Consider the following 22761-nt stretch of genomic DNA (forward strand, 5'->3'; position numbering starts at 1 on the left):
ATGCCGAAGAAGGCCGTCTGCGAGCCCAGCCCCACGAGCAGGTAATCGTACTCGACGGTGTCAGAATCGGCGAGGGCCACTTCCTGGGCGTCGGTGTCGATACCGACGACCTCGTCCTGGACGAACGCCGTCGAGGGCTGCTTGATTTCGTGGACGGGAATAGCGATGTTCTCCTGGACGCTCGGGTCCCGAATGCAGCGGTGGGACTCGTGCAAGACCAGATGATAGTCCGTCTCAGAAATCCAGGTCACATCGACGTCTGCCACACCGTCTAGCTCGTCCTCTAAACTCTTGATTGCCCCCGCGCCAGCGTACCCCGCACCGAGCACGACCACGTTCTCTGTCATACCGGAGACTCCGCAACCGACTGATACAAACCCTTTGAAATCCCTCTCAGCGGGGGAACGATTCTCCAGCGAGACTGTGGCAAATACGGTATGTCGCGGCCCCGGTGACCGCAGGAAAACAATTCAAAAGACCAGTGACACGTACTAGTGTTCCGGTTCGCCCGCCGGTGCCCGCATATCGTCGATAGCGAGGATGAGTTTGTTGTTGGTGTCGTCCTTGCCTTCGAGGGTCCCGATAATCTGGAGCTTCGACAGCGGTGTCGGACCGACTGTCACCGAGTCCCCCTCGTGGAATTCGGACATCGTACCCTGCAGCTGAATCTCCGCGCGGCATTCCTCGGGATGGTGGACGCTGGTCAGGTCGATCTCCTCGACGTTCGAGTGTTCGACGAGCTCGCCGTTGTGGCGCAGCGGAACCTCCGCGGCCTGGTCCATGTCCTGAATCTGGAGTGCGTCGTAGGCGTTGGCGGTGGGCTTGTACCCACCTTTGGGGCCGGGGACGCCCTCGACAAGCTGCAGGGCTTTGAGGCTCTGCATCTGGTTTCGAATCGTCCCGGGGTTGCGGTCGACCTTCTCGGCGATGTCCTCGCCTTTGACAGCGCTTTCACTTTCCCGATAGAGATTTACCAGTTCCTGCAGAATGTTCTTTTGACTGGGTGTCAGTTCGATAGATGACATAATCTGTTGTTCGGTACAGCCGTCCTTAAATGCGACGGTAAACCGTCTGGAACCGTCCCAGAATCGCGGAAAACGTTAGTACTTTATTCCAGCGCTGACCTGACACAGATATGGAAAATCAACGCGTTCTGGTGACCGGCGGTGGGGGGTTTATCGGGGCGAACCTCGCGAACAAACTGGCCGAGAACAACGAGGTCATCGCCCTCGATGACGGCTACCTCGGCACGCCGGAAAACGTATCAGAAGACGTAGAGTACGTCGAGCAGAGCGTCCTCGAAGACGACCTGCCGACCGACGTGGACGTGGTATTCCACCTCGCAGCGCTCTCGTCCTACGCGATGCACGAGGACAATCCCACCCACGGCGCTCGCGTGAACGTCGAGGGGTTCGTCAACACAGTCGAGCAGGCCCGGGACGACGGCTGTGACACCATCGTCTACGCCTCGACGTCCTCAATCTACGGCAGCCGGACCGAACCCTCGCCGGAGGACATGGATGTGACGGTCAACACCGGCTACGAGGCCTCGAAGATGGCCCGGGAGACGTACGCGGAGTACTTCCAGAACCACTACGACCTCTCGCTGGCCGGGATGCGCTTCTTCTCGGTGTACCAGGGCTACGGCGGCGCGGAGGAACACAAGGGCGAGTACGCGAACGTCATCGCCCAGTTCGCCGACGACCTTGCCGGCGGCGACGCGCCGAAGCTGTACGGCGACGGCGAGCAGACCCGCGATTTCACCCACGTCGACGACATCGTCCACGGGCTCGTTCTGGCCGCCGAACACGAACTGAACGGCGTGTACAACCTCGGCACCGGCGAGGCCTACGACTTCAACACCGTCGTCGAGATGCTGAACGACGAACTCGGTACCGATATCGAACCGGAGTACGTCGAGAACCCGATTCCCGAGGACGTCTACGTCCACGACACCTGCGCTGACTTCTCGCGGATGCACGACGCGACAGGCTGGGAACCGGAGATCAGTTTCGAGGAGGGCATCGAACTGGTCTGTGCGCCCTACACGTAAGTTATCGGAGAACAGGCAAACACTGATATTTAGTCCTGGCCCGTCGAAGCACGAGTATGGACACACAGGTTCGCGTCCTCGGCGTTCCGATGGACCTCGGCGCCGACCGGCGCGGCGTCGACATGGGCCCGTCAGCGATACGGTACGGCGGCCTCGCCGACCAGTTGGCGAGTGCCGGTATCGACTGTATCGACGGCGGTGACATCGCTGTGCCGCGACCGGAGGAATCCGACCCGGACGCGGGCGGTCTCCCATCCGGTCGTGCCAAGTTCTTCAGAGAGACGAAAGAAGTGTGCGAAGACGTGGCAACGGCCGTCGACGCCACGCTCATGGACGGCCAGTTCCCGCTCGTGCTGGGCGGCGACCACTCTATCGGTATCGGGACCATTGTCGGCGCAGCCCGTGATGATGAGGAACTGGGTGTCATCTGGTTTGACGCACATGGCGATTTCAACACGCCGGAGACCACGCCAAGCGGGAACATCCACGGGATGTCGCTGGCGGCTGTCCTCGGCGACGGGGCGTTTGCCGACCACGACTGGGCCCACACCCCTGCGGTGCGCGAGGAGAATGTTGTTCTCGTCGGCTTACGGGATGTCGATGACGGAGAGCGCCGCCGTTTGTACGAGAGTGACGTGACCGCGTTCACGATGTCGGATATCGACACCCGCGGCGCACCGGAGGTCGTCGCGGAGGCACTAGAAATCGCGACTGACGGGACGGACGGGATACACGTCTCGCTCGACCTCGACTGGCTCGACCCGACAGAAGCTCCCGGCGTCGGCACGCCGGTTCGCGGCGGTGTCTCCTACCGTGAGGCCCACATCGCGATGGAGTACGTCGCCGAGTACCACGACCAACTGCGCTCGATGGAAATGGTCGAGGTGAACCCGATTCTCGACGAACACAACCGCACTGCAGAACTGGCCTGTGAGCTCGTCGCCAGCGCCTTCGGCAAGCGCGTGCTGTAGCTATCCGAACCCCTCGTACTGCATTTCGGACTCGGGAATCCCGACGCTTCGCGCGGCCCGGACCAGCGTCGATACCATCGCGCTGATGCCACAGGCGTACAGTTCGACGTTCGCCGGATCAATGCGGGCGTCGACGCCGGACTGGGGGCGCTGCTCCCGAACGGCGTCGAACCGCGCCGGCAGGTCCGCACCCTCCAGTGCGTCGCTCGCGACGTAGTTGACGAACACCGACTGGACGTAGTCGGTCTCGCCGTCCCAGTCGGTCAAAAGCGGTTCGCGAGTGAGCGTCGGAACGAAATGGAAGTGGTCGTACTCGGCGTCGAGTCGCCGAAAGTGTTCACGGTGGGGCAGGTCGTCCTCCCAGCCACAGCCCAGAAACAGCCAGATGTCGCGGGGCTCGCCGTCGACCACGTCCCGCCCCTGCTCGAACGTGTAGTCGATCATGCTCTTGAACGGCGCGACGCCGGTCCCAGTCGCCAGAAAGACCATATCGCGGCTCGATGGCGGGTCCAGTACCATGTCGCCGTTCGGCCCGCGAACGACGACGTCCTCGCCGACGTCGACGTGTTCGAACAGCCCACTGGTCAGTTTCCCGCCGGGGACCAGTCGGATGCAGAACTCCAGTTCGTCCTCGCTCGGGGAATTTGCCAGCGAGTACGCCCGCGGCGTGCCGTGAAGCCTGAGCGTCACGTACTGGCCGGGCGCGAAATCGAGGTCTACGTCGGGTTTAACACGCAGTCGCAGCAGGGAGGGATAGGGGCGGTCGAAGCGCTCGGCCAGCGTCTCGATTCGCGCGAGCCGCCGTTTCGACGCCCCGGCATCGCGCAAGCGGTCGAACAACGCCGACCACCGGATTGTCGAGCCGTTTCGGGCGGCCGCCAACCACGACCGGTCTCCAACAGGTGCGATTTGCTCGCGGACCGCGGACAACACCTCGTTGTTGCGGTTACGGTCCATCGGTTCGACGAGCGTCACCCGTGCGTCCTCGGTGACCAGCGGCAACTGCGCCGCCCGGTCGTGCTGTGAGAGATGCCGGGGCAAGTCCATAAACGGGGTACGACACCGACACGGGTATGTCTGGCCCACCACCTTTTTCATCGTCGCCGTTCCTCGCTCGCTTTGCTCGCTGCGGGGACGGCTCCTCGAAAAACGTGGGCGAAAAAGGCGCGAATCGCGAAGCGATTCGCGTGAAACTCGGCGCAAGCGCCGAGTATGCTACTATTGGCTTGACGCCGCGCCGTCCGTCTCTTCGCCGCTTTCCGCCGGCACGACCGTCACACTTGCCACACGGTCGTCGTCTTCGAGACCCATAATCGTCACACCCTTGGTGTTCCGACCGACCTGGGACACGTCGCCGGCGCGGATACGCATAATCTGGCCCTGTTCGGACATGATGACCAGATGGTCCTCGTCAGTGACGGCCTTGGCGGTCGACACCCGGCCGTTCCGGTCGTCGGTCTTGATGTCGATGAGGCCCTTGCCGTAGCGGGATTGGGTCCGATACTCGTCGAGTTTGGTGCGCTTGCCGAAGCCGTGTTCCGTGACAGTCAACAGCGAGCGGCGGTCGTCGCCGTCGGTGGCGACCATCGCCGCGACCCTGTCGTCGCCCTGCAGTTTGATGCCGTTGACGCCGCGTGCGGACCGACCCATCTCGCTGACCTCGCTCTCGCTGAAGCGGATAGTCATCCCCGCCTCCGTGGCGATGACGAGGTCGCCGGTGCCGTCGGTGACGTCCACGTCGATGAGTTCGTCGCCGTCTTCGAGCTTGGCGGCGATGATTCCGGTCGAAAGGATGTTCTCGAACTCCGAACAGCAGGTCCGCTTGACGTAGCCGTTCCGGGTCACCATCGTGATACACTCGTCCTCGCCGAACTCGTCGGTCGAGACGACGGCGGTCAGTTCCTCGCCGTCGTCGAGGTCGATGAGGTTGATGGCGGACTTGCCCCGCGCTGTACGGGACATCTCCGGGATCTCGTAGGTCTTGAGCCGGTAGACCTGCCCCTGGTTGGTGAAACAGAGCAGGTAGTCGTGGCTGTTGGCCCGGAACACCTTCGAGACGCGGTCGTTCTCCTTGGGGTCTGCGCCGATGATCCCCTTGCCGCCGCGGTTCTGGGGATCGAAGTTCTCGACCGGCATCCGCTTGATGTAGTCGTCCTCGGTGATGACGACGACGCAGTCCTCCTCGGGGATGAGGTCCTCGTGGGTGACCTGGCCCTCGTCCTCGATGATGCTCGTCCGGCGGTCGTCGTCGTACTCGTCTTTGACTTCCTGCAGTTCGTCGGCGATGACGCTGTCGAGCTTCTCGCGGCTGTTGAGGACAGATTCGAGGTAGTCGATAGTGTTCTGTACGTCCTCGTACTCCTCCTCGATTTCCGTCGCTTCCATCGAGGTGAGCGAGCCGAGTTGCATCCGCACGATGTGAGCGGCCTGTTCCTCGGAGAACTCGAAGGACTCCTGCAAACCGGCTCGGGCGGCGTCGCGGTCCTCGCTGTTTTGGATGAGTTCGACCACGTCCTCGACGTTTTCCAGCGCTTTTAGCCGGCCTTCGAGGATGTGTGCGCGGTCCTCGGCTTCGGCGAGGTCGTACTCGGAGCGCCGGCGGACGACCTCGCGTCGGTGGTCGATGTAGTGCTGCAGGGTCTCTTTCAGCGAGAGGACTTTCGGTTGGCCGTCGACCAGCGCGAGGTTGATGACGCCGAAGGTGGATTCGAGATGGTGGTCGAGTAGGCGGTTCTCGACCACGTCGATGTTCGCCCCACGCTTGAGTTCGACGACGATTCGGACGCCGTTTCGGTCGGACTCGTCACGGAGGTCAGCGATACCCTCGATTTTCCCCTCGTTCACGTCGTCGGCGATGCGCTCGACGACGCGGGCCTTGTTCTCCTGGTAGGGGAGTTCGCTGATGACGATGCGCCCCTCTTCGGGGTCGACTTCGTATTCGGCGCGGACCCGTAAGCGGCCTCGGCCGGTCGCATACGCCGAGTAGATGGCGTCGCGGCCGACGATGTTGCCGCCGGTCGGGAAGTCCGGTCCCTTGATATGCTCCATCAGGTCCTCGACCGTGCAGTCGGGGTTTTCCAGCAGTTGGACCGTCGCGTCGACCAGTTCGCCGAGGTTGTGCGGCGGGATGTTGGTCGACATCCCGACGGCAATCCCCGAGGACCCGTTCAGCAGGAGGTTCGGGACTTTCGACGGCAGCACGTCGGGTTCCTGTAGGCGGTCGTCGTAGTTGCTGGAGAAGTCGACGGTGTCCTTCTCGATGTCTTCGAGCAGCTCCTCGGCAAGGGGATCCATCCGGGCCTCCGTGTACCGCATGGCGGCCGCGGGGTCGCCGTCCATCGAGCCGAAGTTCCCCTGGCCGTCGATCAGCGGGTACCGCATCGAGAAGTCCTGTGCCATCCGGACGAGCGTGTCGTAGATGGCCGAACCGCCGTGTGGGTGGTAGTCACCCATCGTGTCGCCGACAATCGAGGAGGACTTCCGATGGGCGGTGTTCGAGGAGACGCCCATCTCGTGCATTGCGTAGAGGATGCGCCGATGGACGGGCTTGAGGCCGTCCCGAACGTCCGGGAGTGCTCGACCCGCGATGACTGACATCGCGTAGTCGATGTAGGACTGCTCCATCTCGTCCTCGATGCGGACGTGCTTGATCTGCTCTGCCGGGGCGTTCGCGTCGTTAGCGTCGGAACTCATATATCGACCCACTCCGCTTCAGGCGAGTGCTCCTTGATAAATTCCTTGCGCGGTTCGACGGCGTCGCCCATCAGGATGTTGAACATCTTGTCGGCGGCCGCGGCGTCCTCGATGGTGATCTGCTTGAGAATCCGGTTGTCGGGGTTCATCGTCGTCTCCCAGAGCTGTTCGGGGTTCATCTCACCGAGGCCCTTGAACCGCTGGACGTGGGTGGGGTTGCCGTCACACTTCTCTTCGATGATCTTGTCCCGCTCTGCATCCGTCATCGCGTCGTAGGTGTCTCCACGGTAGCGAATCCGGTACAGCGGCGGCTGGGAGGCGTACACGTAGCCGGCTTCCAGCAGCGGCTTCATGTGTCGGTAGAACAGCGTCAACAGGAGCGTCCGGATGTGTGCCCCGTCGACATCCGCGTCTGTCATCAGGATGATCTTCTCGTAACGCAGGTCGTCGATGTCGAACTCGTCACCGATGCCGGTCCCCAGCGCGGTGATGAGGTTCCGGATTTCGTTGTTCTCCAGAATCCGGTCCAGCCGGTGTTTCTCGACGTTCAGAATCTTCCCTTTGATGGGGAGGATGGCCTGGAAATCCGGGTTTCGACCCTGTTTGGCGCTGCCGCCCGCGGAGTCACCCTCGGCGATGAACAGTTCGGCTTCCTCGGGGTCACGCGTCTGGCAGTCCGCGAGCTTGCCGGGCAGTGCGGTCGAGTCGAGCGCCGACTTCCGCCGGGTGAGCTCCTCGGCCTTCTGTGCGGCCTTCCGTGCCTTGGCGGCCTCGACGGCCTTCCCGACGATGGCTTCGGCCGTATCGGGATTCTCCTCGAAGAAGGTCGCCAGCCCGTCGTGCATCGCCGATTCGACGATGCCGCGGACCTCGCTGTTGCCGAGTTTCGTCTTGGTCTGGCCTTCGAACTGCGGGTCGGGATGTTTGACAGAAATGACGGCCGTCAGCCCTTCACGGATGTCGTCGCCTTTGAGCGTGTCGTCAAGGTCTTTCAGCAGATTATTGTCGGTCGCGTAGTCGTTGACGACCCGTGTGAGCGATGTTTTGAATCCTGTGAGGTGTGTCCCGCCCTCGCGCGTGTTGATGTTGTTGGCGAACGCGTGAATCGAACCCTGCAGGTCGTCGGTCCCCTGCATGGCGATTTCGACCTGGACCGGCCCCTCCGCGATCTCCTCTTCGTCCTCGAAGTAGATGATATCCCGGTGGAGCGGGTCCTTGGTTTCGTTCAGGTACTCGACGAACTCACGGATGCCACCGTCGTAGGCAAATGTCTCCGTTTCGCCGTCGCGCTCGTCGATGATAGAGATGGCGACACCGGAGTTGAGGAAGGCGAGTTCGCGCAGTCGAGACGACAGCGTCGAGAACTTGAACTCGCCGGTCTCGAAGATTTCGTCGTCGGGCCAGAACCGGACCGTCGTGCCCGTCTCCTCGTCGGGTTCGAGGTCGCGGACCTTCTTCAGGTCGTACTCGGGCTTACCGTGGTCGAAGCGCTGCTTCCAGAGCGCGCCGTCGCGCCTGACTTCGACTTCGAGCCACTTCGAGAGGGCGTTGACGACGCTCACACCGACCCCGTGGAGGCCACCGGAGACCTGGTAGGACTTGTTGTCGAACTTCCCGCCAGCGTGGAGAATCGTCATCACGACCTCGACGGCCGGACGGCCGTGCTCTTCGTGGGTATCGACGGGGATTCCCCGCCCGTCGTCGCTGACGGAGACTGAGCCGTCGTCGTGAATCGTTACGTCGATGTTATCACAGTAGCCGGCGAGCGCCTCGTCGATCGCGTTGTCGACCACCTCGTAGACGAGATGATGGAGGCCGCGAGCGTCCGTCGACCCGATATACATCGCGGGTCGCTTCTGGACGGCTTCCAGCCCTTCGAGGGTCTGGATCGACTTTGCGCCGTACTCATCAGACTCTCCTGACATAGGAACTTACCCGTCCTAATAGAGGGGGACGTATAAAGCTCCCGCACGCGCGCGGGACAGCGATTGTCGGGGACGGCGTTTACTTTCACTCCGGTGGCGATTACCTTTTAACCCCGACGCGGGTACGTACCGCACGACAATGACCTCGTATCAGTCGCGACTCGGCGAGGGCGAGGGGATCGCCGAGGAGTTGGCCGAATCCCAGCGGGCCATCTCCATTGCCGAGTTCTTCGAGAAGAACAAGCACATGCTGGGCTTCGACTCGGAGGCCCGGGCGCTCGTCACGGCCGTCAAAGAGGCCGTCGACAACGCGCTCGACGCCTGCGAGGAGGCCGGTATTCTCCCCGATATCTACGTCGAGATTCAGGAGTCCGGCGACTACTACAAGCTGGTCGTCGAGGACAACGGCCCCGGTATCACGAAGGAACAGGCACCGAAAATCTTCGGGAAGCTCCTCTATGGCTCCCGCTTCCACGCCAGAGAGCAGAACCGCGGACAGCAAGGTATCGGGATTTCTGCGGCCGTCCTCTACTCCCAGCTCACCTCCGGCAAGCCGGCGAAGATCACGTCCCGACCGAAGGGCCAGGACAAGGCGCAGTATTTCGAACTCATCGTCGACACGGACACCAACGAACCGGAGATCAGCGTCGACGAGACGACGACGTGGGAGCGGCCCCACGGGACACGAATCGAACTGGAGATGGAGGCCAACATGCGGGCCCGGTCGACGCTGCGGGACTACATCCAGGACACCGCCGTCGTCAACCCCCACGCCCGCATCGAGTTTGACGAACCGGGGCTGGACGAGTCCCTGAAGTTCGAGCGGGCCGAGCGCGCCGAACTCCCCGACGAGACCGAGGAGATACGCCCGCACCCACACGGCGTCGAACTGGGAACCCTGCTAAAGATGCTCGAAGCCACGGACTCCTACTCCGTCTCTGGGTTCATGCAGGAGGAGTTCACCCGCGTCGGCGGGAAGACCGCCGACAGCGTCATCGCGAACTTCAACGACCGCCACTACGGCCGCGGCATGGCCTGGCAGCCGCCGAAAGTCGGCGAGGACGCAGACATCGAGGCCGCCGTCGAGGACGCCGTGGCGAACAAAGGGGCTGAAACCACGGCGACGTTCGCCGCCGCTGTCTCCGATGCCATCCACGACCGCGACCGGGTCGCGTACCACGAGATCGAATCTATCGTCGATGCGGCAGCCGAAGACGCCGAAGCGGACAGCGACACCACCTTCGGCGCGACGGTTCGAGAGAACGCCGTCGACGCCGCCTGGGGAGCCGTTAGCGAGGATCTATCCAGCGACCTCTACGCCCTCGTCGACGACGTGACGACGAAACGCAAGGACGACGCCGCAATCGAGGGGCTGGCGAGCCGACTGGCCGACAAATTCGACGACGACGGCCGCCACCGGCTGACCCGCGACGGACTCCGGGGCTACATCGACCGCGCGGCCGACATGACCGAGGAGCAGGACGACGCCACCTTCGGCGACACGGCCCGCGAAAACGTGCTTGAGGCGCTCTGGACGGCCGCCGAGGGCGTTCCGGAAGAGCCGCCGAAGGTCTCAGACATCGCCGACGACCGCGACACCGCCAGCCAACTGCTATCGGCGATGCGCGAGACGGACATCATCGCACCGCCGACGGACTGTCTCTCCCCGATCAGCGCGGAACTCGTCGAGGAAGGACTCCGGAAGGAGTTCGACGCGGACTTCTACGCCGCCTCGACGCGGGACGCGTCGGTCCACGGCGGCGACCCGTTCATCGTCGAGGCCGGCATCGCCTACGGCGGCGAACTCGAAAGCGAGGGGACCGTTGACGTGATGCGGTTCGCCAACCGCGTCCCGCTGGTGTATCAGCGCGGAGCCTGTGCGACGACTGACGTGGTGAAGTCTATCCGCTGGCGCAACTACAACCTCGACCAGCCCGGCGGCTCCGGCATCCCGAAGGGGCCGGCCGTCATCATGGTCCACGTCGCCTCGACGAACGTCCCCTTCACCAGCGAGTCCAAGGACGCCATCGCGAACGTCCCCGAGATGGAAGACGAGATCGAACTCGCCATCCGGGAGGCCGCCCGCGAACTCAAGAGCTACCTGAACAAGCGCCAGTCGATGCAACAGCGCCGCGAGAAGCAGGACAAACTCGCGACCATCCTGCCGGAGATGGCCGAGAAGCTCACCGAAGTCACCGACAACGACGAACTCCACATCGACGACTCGCTGGCCCGTATCATGAACAACGTCCTCGTCGAGCGCGAAGTCGAGGACGACACGGTCCGGGTCCGCATCGAGAACAACGACGACACGAACGCGGACGTGGAACTGACCGACATCGTCACCGCCGAACCGCAGGTCGCCAACGGCGCGAACGTCGTCGAGATAGACGGCGAGTGGTTCGTCAAGTGGTCCCCGACCGTCGGGGCCGGCGAGACCGCCGTCCTCGAATACAGCGTGACCGACGAGGCCGAGTTCACCGTCTCGGTCGACGGCATCGAAGAGGAGAAACTCACGGTGAACGCCTGATATGAGCACCGACTCAGACACCACACCCGACACCGAGGAAGCGCGCGAGCAACTCATCGACCTCGCGGCGGACTTCTACGACCAGTTCGCCGACGGCGAGGTGCCGACGATGACCATCCCCACCCGGACCAAATCGAACATCGTCTTCGACGAGGACGAGCAGGTCTGGGTGTACGGCGACCGGAACTCCACGCGGTCGGCCAAGACGATCTCCGGGGCCGAAAAGATCCTGAAGGCCGTCTACACCATCGACTTCCTCTCCCAGCAACTAGAGGAGGACCGCTCCTCGACCCTGCGTGAACTGTACTACCTCTCGGAGTCCTGGGACCTCGACGAGGCCCAGTTCAACACGCAGGACGAGTCGAACAACCTCATCGAGGACCTCGAAATCGTCTCCGACGTCAAACGCGAGGACTTCCACATGCGTCCGGAGGAGTCCGGTGCGAAGGTGATGGGGCCGCTGCTCCTCCGCGAGCAGACCAACCGCGGCGACCGCGAGATCCACTGTCAGGACGACGTGGGACAGGGCGGCTACCAGATCCCGAACAACCCCGACACCATCGAGTTCCTCGACAACGACGCGAAGTTCGTCCTCTGCGTGGAGACCGGCGGCATGCGCGACCGACTCGTCGAGAACGGCTTCGACGACGAGTACGACGCGCTGGTCGTCCACCTCGGCGGTCAGCCCGCGCGGGCGACCCGGCGGCTCATCAAACGGCTCCACGACGAACTCGACCTCCCGGTCACGGTGTTTACTGACGGTGACCCGTGGTCGTACCGTATTTTCGGGTCGGTCTCCTACGGCTCCATCAAGAGCGCACACCTCTCTGAGTATCTGGCGACCCCCGAGGCCCAGTTCATCGGCATCCGCCCGGAGGACATTGTCGAGTACGAACTGCCGACGGACCCGCTGTCGGACTCCGACGTCAACGCCCTAGAGAGCGAACTGGAGGACCCGCGCTTCCAGACTGATTTCTGGGAAGAACAGATCGAACTCCAGTTGGACATCAACAAGAAGGCCGAGCAGCAGGCACTCGCGTCTCGAGGTCTGGACTTCGTGACGGAGACGTATCTGCCCGAGCGGCTGGACGAGATGGGCATACTGTAGGCACGGCATCGACGGAGCGTTCTCGGTTATTCTAGCGCGTACACGGTATCGGCAGCGGCGACGTAGGCCCCATTTTCGTCGACGGACAGATCGGTCAGGTCGCTCCCGACATCGAACGCCCACCGTTTCGTTCCGGCCGTCGCGTCGACTGCGAACTTGAATCGGTTCCGCGGGTCGCCGTCCGTCCACGAGTCCACGTACAGGGTGTCGGAAACGACCGCTGCCGGCACCACCCCTTCAACGTCTACGTCGGGCTCCCACGTCCATCTCTGTTCGCCGTTGCTACCGTCGTAGCCACGTATCTTGTCACCACCTGCATAGAGGACGCCGTTCTGAACCGGGGCTTGTTGGACGTAGCCGGACTGCTCCGCTTGCCACTGTTGCTCGCCACTCGCGGGGTCGAGCGCAGCGACGTGTGTGCCACCGATATAGAGCGTTCCATCGTGAAGTGTCGTCGATGCGACGGACCCCTCGTCGTGTCTCCAGACGGTCTCACCGGTGTCGGCAGCGACGCCGATTAGCGTGCCGCGGGTCTCGTCCACGTCGGCGGCATAACAGAGCGTGTCGTCGTCGGCGACCATCGTCTGGGAGTAGTAGTCGGAAACGTCAGTGACCCACTGTTGCTCACCGTTTTCAGCGTCGTACGCGTAGAACCGGCCGTACGACGCCACGTATATCGTCCCGTTGCGCACGACGCCTTCGTACTGGTCACCGACTTCGCCGGACCATTGTACCGACCCGTCAGAAACAGCGAGCGCGTAGAGCGTCCGTCCCTGCTTCGACGGGGCGTCGGTGTTGGTCCCGACGTACACCATCTCCTCGGTCGCGCCGAGCAACTCCAGCCACCACTCTCCGGGCGAGAACGTCCACTGCTTCGCGCCGCTTTCGGCGTCGAGTGCCACCACGATGTGATCCTCGTACAGCCCTTCTTTCCCGCTTACGACGAAGACGGTGTTCCCGACGCGTAGCGGCTGCGAGCGGATGGGGTCGCTCGCGTCGTATGACCACTGCTGGCTCCCGTCAGCAGTTGCGAGTGATTTGACCGTTCCCGACTCAGTCCCGACAGACAGACCGCTCCCCGTACTAACTGGCGGGGCAGTGATCGCTGAACCGAGTGATTGCTGCCAGGCGACGAACGGTTCCGTTTCCCCGCTACGCTTGTGGGCGGCCGTCCCAGCCTCTGATTCCGGTGTCGTCTCAGTTCCAATCGGTGAAGTCTCTATGTACCCGTTCGAACCGAGACAGCCAGCGGACGCCAGTCCGAGGGTCGCCACACAGCCACGAAGGTATCGCCGACGGGAGGAGGGCATTAGGAGTCCATCTCCTGTCTCTCGGTAAGTGTTTTCTGTCGAGTGGAAAACGGGAACAGTCGTGGTGAGACCGGTGCGCAATTAGTGTACTACCCGGAACGACTGACCGGCAAAACGAATCCGCGTTTGCTCGGTCGAGAATCCATCAGTCGCGATCGACTGACCGGTCTTGTGGCGGTAGTTTCAGCAGAGAGCGGACATGTCGCCGGAACCAGTTCCGTATGTTCGCACCGACCGGGGTGAACACCAGCGTCGCGGCGAGACAGATAGACACGAGTTGGACAGCAATCGTAACCCACGGTGTAAAGGTCGGAACGAAGACCGTAACGACCCCGACAGCCAAGACCAGATAGATACTCAGTTCCGCGACAAAATAGCCGAAACTGGCCCTGAGTGAGGGCTGAAAGCCGGCGGTCCAGAACGACACGACGACTATCGTTCCGAACAGCAGGCCGGCTCCCATCGTCGACAGCGGCAGTTCGGCCTGAATCGCATCGGCCACGGCAGAACCAAGGGACCACAGCGACGGCCCGACAAGGAGCCAGACAAGCAGTAGGTGACCGAGCGAGGGCGTTCGTTCGGCCGAGGAACGTGCTTCCCCTGCTCGGTCACTGGCGCGTTCCATGTCGGTGGTGTTCTGCTGAACCCTTCAATGTTGTTTTGACTGACAAATAGACCGACCACCGTCTCGGGTCGCCACAGACGGGTTCGCCAGTCAGTTCTCGTCAAGTACGACCGGGACGCCGCGTTTCGCGACGTCTTCGGCGAACGCACCGGAATCTGCCTCCAGTGACTCGAACGTGTTGTAGTGCATCGGCAACACGAGGTCCGGGTCCATCTCCTCGGCCAGGTCGGCGGCTTCGTGGCGGTTCATCGTGTAGTTCTTGGCGATAGTGGGGACGAACAGCGACACGTCGAGTTCGGCGTGGCCGTCCAGCACGTCGGTGTCGCCGGGCCAGAACGCGCGGGTGTCGTCCAGCGAGACGAGGAAGCCACAGCCGATACCCTTCGGGTGGATGGGGCTGCCGTCGTCTTTCACGTTCCGGCCGTCCTCGTGGTTGTACGCCGGCATGGTCCAGATGGGCACGTCGTCGACTAACACGTCGGCCTCCATCCCTACTTTGCGGACCTCGTAATCGAGGTCGGCGAGGCGGTCGAGGTCGCGGTCGGTCGCGTGGACGTTGATACCCTCGAATGCGACGACGGTGGCGTCCTCGCCCGCGACGCGGCGGATGCCGTCGGGGTCGTAGTGGTGGATGTGGGTCACACAGACGATATCCCCGTCTTTGGGGGCGTAGTCCTGCGTCGGTGGGTGGCCGACGCCGGGCGTGTCCGGTTCCCACTCGCCGGTCAGGACGCCGTACCGACCGGGGTCAAAGTAGACGACCGTCTCCTCGCCTTCCAGCCGCAGCGTCGCGTAGCCGAGCCACTCCGCGGTGATGCCGTCGTGTCTGACTGTCATGTACGGTCGTTCTCGGAGACGGCCATTACGCGTGTCGGTCCGTCGCGGACCAGCACCGGCGGCGTTACTGTGACGCCGCCAGCCGCTCGACGCGCCCCAGCGAGTCGGCGCTGTCAGGCGTCTTGTCCTCGCGGACGGAGAGGAACCGCGGGAACCGGAGCGCATAGCCCGAATCGTAGGACTGGGAGGCCTGAATCTCCTCGTAGCCGACCTCGAACACGATTGCTGGGTCGAGCACCACGTCGCGGCCGTCCTCGCTCCGGATGTGCGGTTCGAAGCGCTCGGTGAGGTCGTCCAGTTCCTCGTCGGTGATACCCGTGGCAACGTTACCGACGGTGGCGTAACCGTCGTCGGTCCGCACGGAGAGTTCGAACGAGCCAAGGACGTTCGCCCGGCGGCCCTCGCCCCACTCCGCGCCGGTGACAACACAATCCAGCGTCTCCACGTCGGGCTTGCGCTTGCGCCAGTGCTTGCCCCGCTTTCCGGGCGAATACGCCGCTGTCGGGTCTTTCAGCATGATTCCCTCCTGTCCAGCGGCGAGGGCTTCTGCCTCCAGGTCCGCGATCTCGTCGGGGTCGTCGGACAGCCACATCTGTGAGACGACATCTCTCCCGGCAGGGAAGAGCGATTCGAGGCGGTCGTGGCGCGTCTCCAGCGGGGCATCGAGCAGGTCCTCGCCGTCCGCGTGCAGGCAGTCAAAGGCGTGCAGGCGGACGGCCACGTCCTCGCGGGCCGCGGCCACGTCGTGCTTCCGGCGGAAGCGCCGCAGCACCTCCTGGAACGGGAGCGGGTCGCCGTCCGCGTCGACCGCGACCACCTCGCCGTCGAGGATCGCCGGCGTGTCCAGCGTCGATTCGACAGTGTCGACGACTTCCGGAAGCGGGTCCGTGACTTCCTCCATGTTCCGGGAGAACAGCCGGGCGTCCTCGCCGTCGAAGTGGATCTGCACGCGAGCGCCGTCGTACTTCCACTCGACCGCGGCGCGGTCCCAGTCGTCCAGTGCGCCGGCGACTGTGCCCGCCTGCGCCAGCATCGCCTGCACGGGCCGACCGATTTCGAGCGTGATAGTGGCCAGTCCGGACTCGCCCTCGTCGCGGGCCACTTCGGCGACCATGCCGTAGTCGTTCGACACCTGCACGGCCCGTTCGACGGCCGCGACCGGCACGTCGAAGGCCGCCGCGACGGCGTCCCGGACCGTCCCCTCGCCGACGCCGATGCGCATCTCCGAGAGGACGAGCCGTGCGAGGTAGCTGGCTTCGGCCGGCGAACACCGCGAGAACAGGCCAAAGAGGATGTCGACTTTCGTCCCCTGGCTCCCGCTGCCGTCGACGGCCGCCAGGTCCCGGAGCGTCTCGTCGAGTTCGGCGACGGTCAGTGCGTCGCTCCCGCTCCCGCCTGCTCCGAACGCGGCGAGTCCCCGCTGGCCGCCGAGGTCGTAGCTGGCCGCGACAGCCCCTATTTCGCCCATGTCGGCGAGGCGCTGCTCTACGTCGTCAGCGCTGACATTCTGGCCGGCCGCCCGGGCAATCGCCTCGTAGCAGAGCCGCGGCCCGATATCGAGCGTGCGGGACTCGTAGGCCGGAAACACCCGTCCCTGGACGAAGCGGGTGAGCGTTGGCAGGTCCGGCCCCGCATCTGTGAACAGGTCGGTCACTGCCTCAGCTATCGCGGTGTCGGCGCTCTCGGCTTCGATTGTTTCGGCCCGGTCGGCGAAGGCGGCGAACTCCATCAGCGCCTCCTACCCGATTGGGCACCGTAAATCCAGCGTCACTCGACCGTGTGTTCGACGGTGACGTTCTCGCCGGCTGTCGACGACGAGTATGGTCGGTCCGGCGATCCCGAATTGTCGCCGAAGGGGTAGTCGAGTTGCTGGTTCCCGTTGGTGTCCTGATGGGCGACGAGCACGAGTGACTGCCCGGTCGACGGCGGTCTGTCAAGCGTTATCTGTACGTCGCTGTGGGACCCCGAAGAGAGGTACTCGGAGGTCCCGAGCACCCGGCCGTCTTCCTCGAACTCGCGGACAACGATGAACCCCCCCTCTGACAGCGACGCCGATTCGACCGTTATCTGGTCGCCGGAGACGGCGGGGCTGGTGACCGTCATCGAGGCGACGGGCGAGGACAGCAGGATGAACGCGACGTACGCCACACCCAGCAAAATTGCGGCGTGTTTCGCGCCGTCCTTGAGCGTTCCCTCACCGAGTTGGCCGCCAATGAAGCCTGTGAGGACGGCCTGAATGAGGGCGGTGTGGAAGAACACGAGCGTGTACGCGGCTTTGTCCACGCGCCCGAAGCGGGCGAACTGGTCGACGTTGACGCCCAGTCGGTTCGACTCCCCGGCCGGCGTCGGCACGCTGGAGGGCAAACTCGGGACGAGCACCTCCTGGACAGCGACGATAATGACCAGAAACACCAGGAAGGCGACGTAGATGACGACGAGGTAGGTGAGCATCTGCTGGCGTCGCCGGCGCTTCAGCCGGAGGTCCGCCCGCGACTGGGTGGCCGCGATGCGGAACACCGGCCCGAGCTGGCCCGAGGCGTGCATCGCGTGGGTCAGCAGCGTCACGATCCGCGTGACGGCCGTGGTCTGGACCCGGCGGCCGAACCGGACGAGCGCGTCGTCGACGTTCGCACCCATCCTGATGTCGGCCCAGATGCGGTGCATCTCCTGGGTGAGCACACCGATGTCACTGCCGCGGACCCGGCGGAGGCTCTCCACGACGGTCATCCCGGCCTCGTTCAGGCTTGCCAGCCGTTCGAGCAGGTCCGGCGTCGCGTCCTCAATGCGGGATAGCCGCTGGGTGTAAATGAACCGCACCAGCGCGAACGGCCCCAGAATCAGCAGCACTGACTGGATGACGAGGTCGTCGAGGAGACGGACGTTGACCGTCGACGCCTGAAACGCTGTCGGGGCGCGGACGAGCAGCAGCACCACGGCGATTGGCACGGCGAGGTAGATGACGTACACGGGGTTCCAGACCAGCGACTGAATCGGGGAGCTGAGCAGCTCCCGCAGCGACTTGACGCGGTCGTAGAACCGGAGTCGGAGCCAGTTCGCCTCGTCGGCCGGGACGACGCCGCCGTCGGGCAGGCCGAGACGGCCGGCCCTCAGGCTGGGTTTCCCCAGCGTCGCCGTCTCGTACTTGTTCAGGATAGTCGTCGTCCCGCCGTTCCCGATGCCCAGCGACTGGAGCTTGCTATCGAGATACACCATGAACCCGACATTGGCCAGCGGGATGACGAGATACGCCATCAACTGCAACAGCCAGAGCGTGTCCGTCGTCGTCAGGCCGAAGACGAGCAGAATCGTCATCAGGAAGAGCACGGCGGCGACGAATACGGTGACGTACGCCTCGGCGACGGTGGCCAGCCGTTCGAGCAAGTCCTCCTGACGCTCGGCGGCCTCTTCCTGATGGCGCTCGTACTGCTCGCGGAGGAACGGGGCCAGCGACTGGCCGCTCTGGAGGACGCTGGAGAGGTTCTCGGTGAAGGTCTTGAACTGCTCACTGGGTGTCCGCCGGGAGACGTGTTCGAGCGCCGAGATCATGTCCCGGCCGAACAGGTCCATCTCCCTGACGGCGACGCCGACTTCCTTCGCCGTGTCGCCGTAGATTTCCTGATTGCGGGCCAGCACACGCATCACGTCCGGGAAGGACATCCCACCGCGGGACAGCGCGTACATGAAGGCGATAGTGCGGGCCATCCCCTCGTCGATGTTCCGACTCCGCACGTCCGCCTGATTCTTGAGCCGCTCCCAGCGGTAGAGGTACGTGAGTCCGGCCGTCGCTGCGCCCGATAGCACACCGCCGCCGATGAGTATGTAGAGGGTCTGAGTCGGTGTCAGGACGAGTTCGAACGTTCGCAGGCCGAAGGCGTTCACCATCGTCGAGGGAAGCCCCTGTGCGAGGTTCACCAGCACCGGCAGCACCAACAGAAAGCCGCCGATGGCGTACGCGCCGGTGATAGCGCCGGCGACGGCCCCTACACAGGCGTACACCAGCGTTCTGGCGGCGTACCCGCGATAGGTCTCGTCGATGTAGGCGGCTTCGAGCTGTCGTTCGCGTTTGGGCGATTCGCCCACGTACCGACCGAAGAGCCGTCGGGACAGCCGCGTGACGTTGCGGTCGAAGCGCTCGTTGACGGAGCTGTAGCCGATAAGCCCGAGAATCCCGACGACGACGGCGAGCGGTGCCAGACCGAGCGGGTTCAGCGCCATGTCAGGCTATCGCATCGTCGATGTTCGCCATGACCTGTTGCTTGTCCGCGTAGTACTTGTTGACCATCGCCGTGAACTTCCGGTAGTCGGTGATGCCTTCGGACTGGAGATAGCGGAGGAACCGCTGGCGGTTTCGGAGTTCGGTCAGCAGCTCCGACTGCGTCCAGCCGCGTTCCTCGCGGATTTCGTCCAGTAGCTCGCTGTTGTTCTCGGAGAAGCGGTCCTCGGTGGCCCGCCAGTTGTACGTCGTCGAGTAGTCCAGTTCGCCGGTCCGCTGGTCGATGCCCTCGATCTCGGCGAGCGTTTTCGCACGGCGGACGCGCTCGTCACCGGAGCGGGCCAGCACCTGCACACAGAGGATGTCGAGGCTCTGGACCATCGGCCGCGGGACGTTGATCGGCTCGTTCTCAAGCCGGTTGATGACGGTCTGGACCGAGTCCGCGTGCATCGTTGAGAACGTCGTGTGACCGGTGTTCATCGCCTGGAACAGCGTAATCGCCTCCTCGCCGCGGACCTCGCCGACGATGATGTACTCGGGGCGGTGCCGGAGCGCGGACCGCAGCAGGTCGTACATCGTGATGTCCGAATCGTCCAACCGCTCGCGGGTGACCGAGGAGAGCCAGTTGTCGTGGTACAGGGACAGCTCGCGGGTGTCCTCGATTGAGAGCACCTTCGACCGGGGCGGGAGGAACATCGCCAGCGCGTTCATCGACGTGGTCTTACCGGCGGCGGTCCCGCCGGCGAAGATGAGCGACTTGTTGGACTCGATAGCCAGCCAGAGGTAAGCGAGCATTTCGACGGAGAACGTGCCGTACTCGAGCAGTTCAATCGGCGTGAACGGTTCGTCGGCGTATTTCCGGATGGTGAACGCGGAGCCGCGCGGGGTCACTTCCTCGCCGAGCGCCAGTTCGATACGCGAGCCGTCCGGGAGCGTCGTCGAGACGACGGGGTCCGAGACGGAGACGTGCCGACCCGAGCGCTGGGCCAGTTGGATGACGAAGTCGTTCAGTTCGTCGGCGTCGTAGACGATGTTCGTCTCGATGTCCGTGTACCCGTCGTGGTAGACGAAGATGGGGAGGTTCGCCCCGTCACAGGAGATGTCCTCGATGTCCGGGTCGTGCATCAGGGGGTCGATGTGACCGTAGCCCTGGAAGGAGCGATGCAGATAATAAAACAGGCGGTAGAACGTCTCGGGCTCGATGACGACGCCGTACTCCTCCAGCCTGGCTTCGAGTTCTTCGGCGAGGACGCGCTCTGGGTCGGTGTCGACGTCGTCACGGTAGATGAGCGGGATGCGGATGTCCTCGAACAGGCGGTCGAGCAGTTCTCGCTCGATGTCGGTCAGCGACGGCTCGACGACCTGATACAGATGCTCGTCGCGCTCCGGATCGTGGTTGATAGAGGCGAAGGCGAAGGGGACGTTCAGCCAGTAGCGTTCGACCTCGTTGTAGCCGTCCAGGCCGTCGAACTCGACCAGTGACCCGTGGCGGCTGGGGTCGTAGTTCGCCGTCGGGACCGCCGACCCGCTCAGTACCGTCGCGGTCCGCGAGAGCCACGACTGGATGTGGCCGAGCGGGTCCGAAACGAAGTCACCGGGTTCGGGGGTTTCTGGGTTCGACATCGGTGGTCCATAGGGAGCGAACACGGCGCTCCGCGGAATATACCTCTGCTATCGTATCCACCTACTTAAATTCGCTCGCCAAATTATCAGGAGTATAATCGCCAGCGGTCGGACGAACGGGACGGCACTGCCCGTCAGGCTCGGTCGACGGTCAACAGGAGATAGGCGAACACGAGTGCGACGAGCGACCCGACGGGAACGGTGATGCCGGGAAACGACGTGATGAACAGCCCGCTGGCCGCGAGCGTGAGGACGCCCACGAGCCCCAGCAGCCCGCCGAACAGCCGGACAGGGTCGACGGGTAGGGTCGCTTCGACGCGGTCCTCAGCGGCGTAGTAGTAGAGACTGAGTCCGAGCGGGAGCAGGAAAACGGCCAGGGCTGCGACCCCGAGTGTTCCGGCGAGCGCAAGCGGGTCCGACTCCTGAAACGCGGCGACCTGCCAGGCCCAGAGAAAGGGCCGCTCCCCGGGGAGTGTCGCGCCGAAGATGAACTGGAACCGAAACGGGAGAAACCGGAGCCCGATGACAGTCAGCCCCTCAATCTCGAACAGTGACACCGACCACGGGGCCAGCCCCACGAGCCACGTCGCAAGCACCGCGAACTCGCCGGCGTACTCTGACTTCACCCAGGCCATGCTACTGTCAGAGGGTGGGCCGGTCCGGTAAAAGCTACCGATACCGACAGTCGGTGCGCCGTTACGTTCATTTGGCCGGGCCACGTACCGGTAAACACCGGAATGAGGCGTGATTACTTCACCGTCGACATCCAGGCTTCGGCCACCGACAACGACGACCCGACGATCGCGATCGTATACGATGGGCCGACAGGAGAGCTCCGCGAGCGCCTCACCAAAGTAGACGGCGGTACACTCGATGGCGAGGATATCGACGTGACCTTCCGCCGACAACCCGAAAGCGACGGCGTGCTCTCGCTGACGAACCGCCTCACCGGCGAGTACGTCTTCGAGGCAACAGCACCGACAGCGGACATCGACGCGCTCGTGTCCGCGGCGGACGCCCAAGAAGACCCACAGTTTACAGTCCGTCTCACCGACGGCGACGGCGAGTCACGGACCTACGAGCTGGGGACGCTACTCGTCTACGACCCCGACGGGAGCCTCCTGCGCGGGCAGAGCCTGATTCCCGGCGGCGTCGAGCTGTAGACCGCCTCCGCGCTGTTACACCCGTTCGACAATCGCCGGAAGGACATGCGTGACATCCGCACGAAGGACGTGCGCCGCACTCGCGTCACGCGGCGTCTCCTCGTAGTTTATCACGACCAGCGTGCTGCCCGCCTCTGCAGCGATTTTCGGAAGCAATGACGCGGGCTGTACCGACAGCGACGACCCCACGGCCAGAAACACGTCGCTGTCTCGGGCGAGACGCTGTGCTTCGTCCTTCTGCGTGAGCACAGCGTCGAGATGGCCCGCTGATTCGAGCCCCGCCAGCGCCTCGTGGGCGGCGTTGGGTTCGGGGTCTAAATCGCCGTAGATAGACTCCCGAAGCGATATTCGGTCCGCCCAGAAGCCTGCCGGGTCGGCGTCGAGTCGCCGGCGGTGGAAGTCCGCCGGGTCGTGGCGCTCCCAGATACCGTCGTCGCCGCGAAAGGAGGGGATGCCCGACGCCGTCGAGACGCCCGCGCCGGTGAGGGCGACGCCAGTTTCGGCGGTGCGAAGCGCCTCGGCCACAGCATCCAGCGTCTCGTCGTCGACGTCGTCGGTCCCGTGCCTGTCGTCGGCCATACGCTCGCTTCGCAGTGTGGCGCTGTGGGTCTATCGGATGTGACTCGGACAGTGAAGTCAGTTGTTGACGCCCCTTTGACGTCCCGACCCCCACGAACCAATCGTATCACGCCGCAGTGGGCCCCTGAATC

18 protein-coding genes are annotated in these 22761 nt (G+C 63.9%); 5 read left to right on the forward strand and 13 right to left on the reverse strand.

The window, feature by feature from the left end:
- Window positions 1-347 (reverse strand): FAD-dependent oxidoreductase (locus VI234_RS07305; protein ID WP_336329639.1); only part of this gene is annotated, 347 nt, incomplete at its 3' end.
- Window positions 348-491: 144 nt separating this feature from the next.
- Window positions 492-1025 carry an Rrf2 family transcriptional regulator gene (locus tag VI234_RS07310; protein WP_004515710.1) on the reverse strand — a complete coding sequence of 178 codons (534 nt, stop codon included), beginning with the start codon at window positions 1023-1025 and terminating at the stop codon, window positions 492-494.
- 110 nt (window positions 1026-1135) lie between these two features.
- Here VI234_RS07310 and VI234_RS07315 point away from each other — a divergent pair, with 110 nt between their 5' ends.
- Together VI234_RS07315 and rocF are read left to right on the forward strand one after the other, a co-directional pair.
- Window positions 1136-2053, forward strand: coding sequence for an NAD-dependent epimerase/dehydratase family protein (locus VI234_RS07315; RefSeq protein WP_336329640.1), 918 nt, complete (start codon window positions 1136-1138; stop codon window positions 2051-2053).
- 56 nt (window positions 2054-2109) lie between these two features.
- Entirely contained in the window at window positions 2110-3024 is a 915-nt protein-coding gene (gene rocF, locus VI234_RS07320) for an arginase (protein WP_008309767.1), read from the forward strand.
- Here the strand turns inward: rocF and VI234_RS07325 are convergent, their stop codons facing one another.
- The 3 genes from VI234_RS07325 to gyrB form a co-directional block, all read right to left on the reverse strand.
- Window positions 3025-4071, reverse strand: coding sequence for an FAD-binding oxidoreductase (locus VI234_RS07325; protein ID WP_008309769.1), 1047 nt, complete (start codon window positions 4069-4071; stop codon window positions 3025-3027).
- A gap of 171 nt (window positions 4072-4242) precedes the next feature.
- Entirely contained in the window at window positions 4243-6717 is a 2475-nt protein-coding gene (gene gyrA / locus VI234_RS07330; protein WP_008309771.1) for a DNA gyrase subunit A, read from the reverse strand.
- Window positions 6714-8642 (reverse strand): DNA topoisomerase (ATP-hydrolyzing) subunit B, encoded by a 1929-nt coding sequence (gyrB, locus tag VI234_RS07335; RefSeq protein ID WP_008309773.1) that lies wholly within the window; start codon window positions 8640-8642, stop codon window positions 6714-6716. Before gyrB ends, gyrA begins: the two co-directional genes overlap by 4 nt.
- A 139-nt stretch (window positions 8643-8781) precedes the next feature.
- On the opposite strand from gyrB, the gene VI234_RS07340 reads away from it, so the two are divergent.
- Both VI234_RS07340 and VI234_RS07345 read left to right on the forward strand, forming a co-directional pair.
- Window positions 8782-11172: a DNA topoisomerase VI subunit B gene (locus tag VI234_RS07340; RefSeq protein WP_336329641.1), complete on the forward strand. Its 2391-nt coding sequence runs from the start codon at window positions 8782-8784 to the stop codon at window positions 11170-11172.
- Window position 11173: 1 nt separating this feature from the next.
- A complete protein-coding gene (locus tag VI234_RS07345; protein ID WP_004962323.1) occupies window positions 11174-12280 on the forward strand; it encodes a DNA topoisomerase IV subunit A in 1107 nt (368 codons plus the stop codon).
- Between the two features lie 26 nt (window positions 12281-12306).
- Here the strand turns inward: VI234_RS07345 and VI234_RS07350 are convergent, their stop codons facing one another.
- From VI234_RS07350 to VI234_RS07380, 7 genes are all read right to left on the reverse strand, one after another.
- Complete coding sequence (locus VI234_RS07350) at window positions 12307-13590, reverse strand: outer membrane protein assembly factor BamB family protein (protein WP_336329642.1); 1284 nt, start codon at window positions 13588-13590, stop codon at window positions 12307-12309.
- A 145-nt stretch (window positions 13591-13735) separates the two neighbouring features.
- Window positions 13736-14215 carry a hypothetical protein gene (locus tag VI234_RS07355; RefSeq protein ID WP_008309781.1) on the reverse strand — a complete coding sequence of 160 codons (480 nt, stop codon included), beginning with the start codon at window positions 14213-14215 and terminating at the stop codon, window positions 13736-13738.
- Between the two features lie 90 nt (window positions 14216-14305).
- Entirely contained in the window at window positions 14306-15052 is a 747-nt protein-coding gene (locus tag VI234_RS07360; protein ID WP_336329643.1) for an MBL fold metallo-hydrolase, read from the reverse strand.
- A gap of 64 nt (window positions 15053-15116) precedes the next feature.
- Window positions 15117-16781 carry an ATP-dependent DNA ligase LigA gene (gene ligA, locus VI234_RS07365; protein WP_336329644.1) on the reverse strand — a complete coding sequence of 555 codons (1665 nt, stop codon included), beginning with the start codon at window positions 16779-16781 and terminating at the stop codon, window positions 15117-15119.
- Between the two features lie 38 nt (window positions 16782-16819).
- Window positions 16820-19267 carry a type II secretion system F family protein gene (locus VI234_RS07370; protein WP_336329645.1) on the reverse strand — a complete coding sequence of 816 codons (2448 nt, stop codon included), beginning with the start codon at window positions 19265-19267 and terminating at the stop codon, window positions 16820-16822.
- A 1-nt stretch (window position 19268) separates the two neighbouring features.
- Entirely contained in the window at window positions 19269-20888 is a 1620-nt protein-coding gene (locus VI234_RS07375; protein WP_336329646.1) for a type II/IV secretion system ATPase subunit, read from the reverse strand.
- 134 nt (window positions 20889-21022) lie between these two features.
- Window positions 21023-21523, reverse strand: coding sequence for a TIGR04206 family protein (locus VI234_RS07380; RefSeq protein ID WP_336329647.1), 501 nt, complete (start codon window positions 21521-21523; stop codon window positions 21023-21025).
- Window positions 21524-21625: 102 nt separating this feature from the next.
- Here VI234_RS07380 and VI234_RS07385 point away from each other — a divergent pair, with 102 nt between their 5' ends.
- A complete protein-coding gene (locus VI234_RS07385) occupies window positions 21626-22051 on the forward strand; it encodes a DUF5793 family protein (protein ID WP_008309791.1) in 426 nt (141 codons plus the stop codon).
- 15 nt (window positions 22052-22066) lie between these two features.
- Here the strand turns inward: VI234_RS07385 and VI234_RS07390 are convergent, their stop codons facing one another.
- Window positions 22067-22630: an SIR2 family NAD-dependent protein deacylase gene (locus VI234_RS07390; RefSeq protein WP_336329648.1), complete on the reverse strand. Its 564-nt coding sequence runs from the start codon at window positions 22628-22630 to the stop codon at window positions 22067-22069.
- Window positions 22631-22761: the final 131 nt, after the last annotated feature.

Source organism: Haloarcula sp. CGMCC 1.2071 (assembly GCF_037078445.1).
Taxonomy (GTDB): Archaea; Halobacteriota; Halobacteria; order Halobacteriales; family Haloarculaceae; genus Haloarcula; species Haloarcula amylolytica.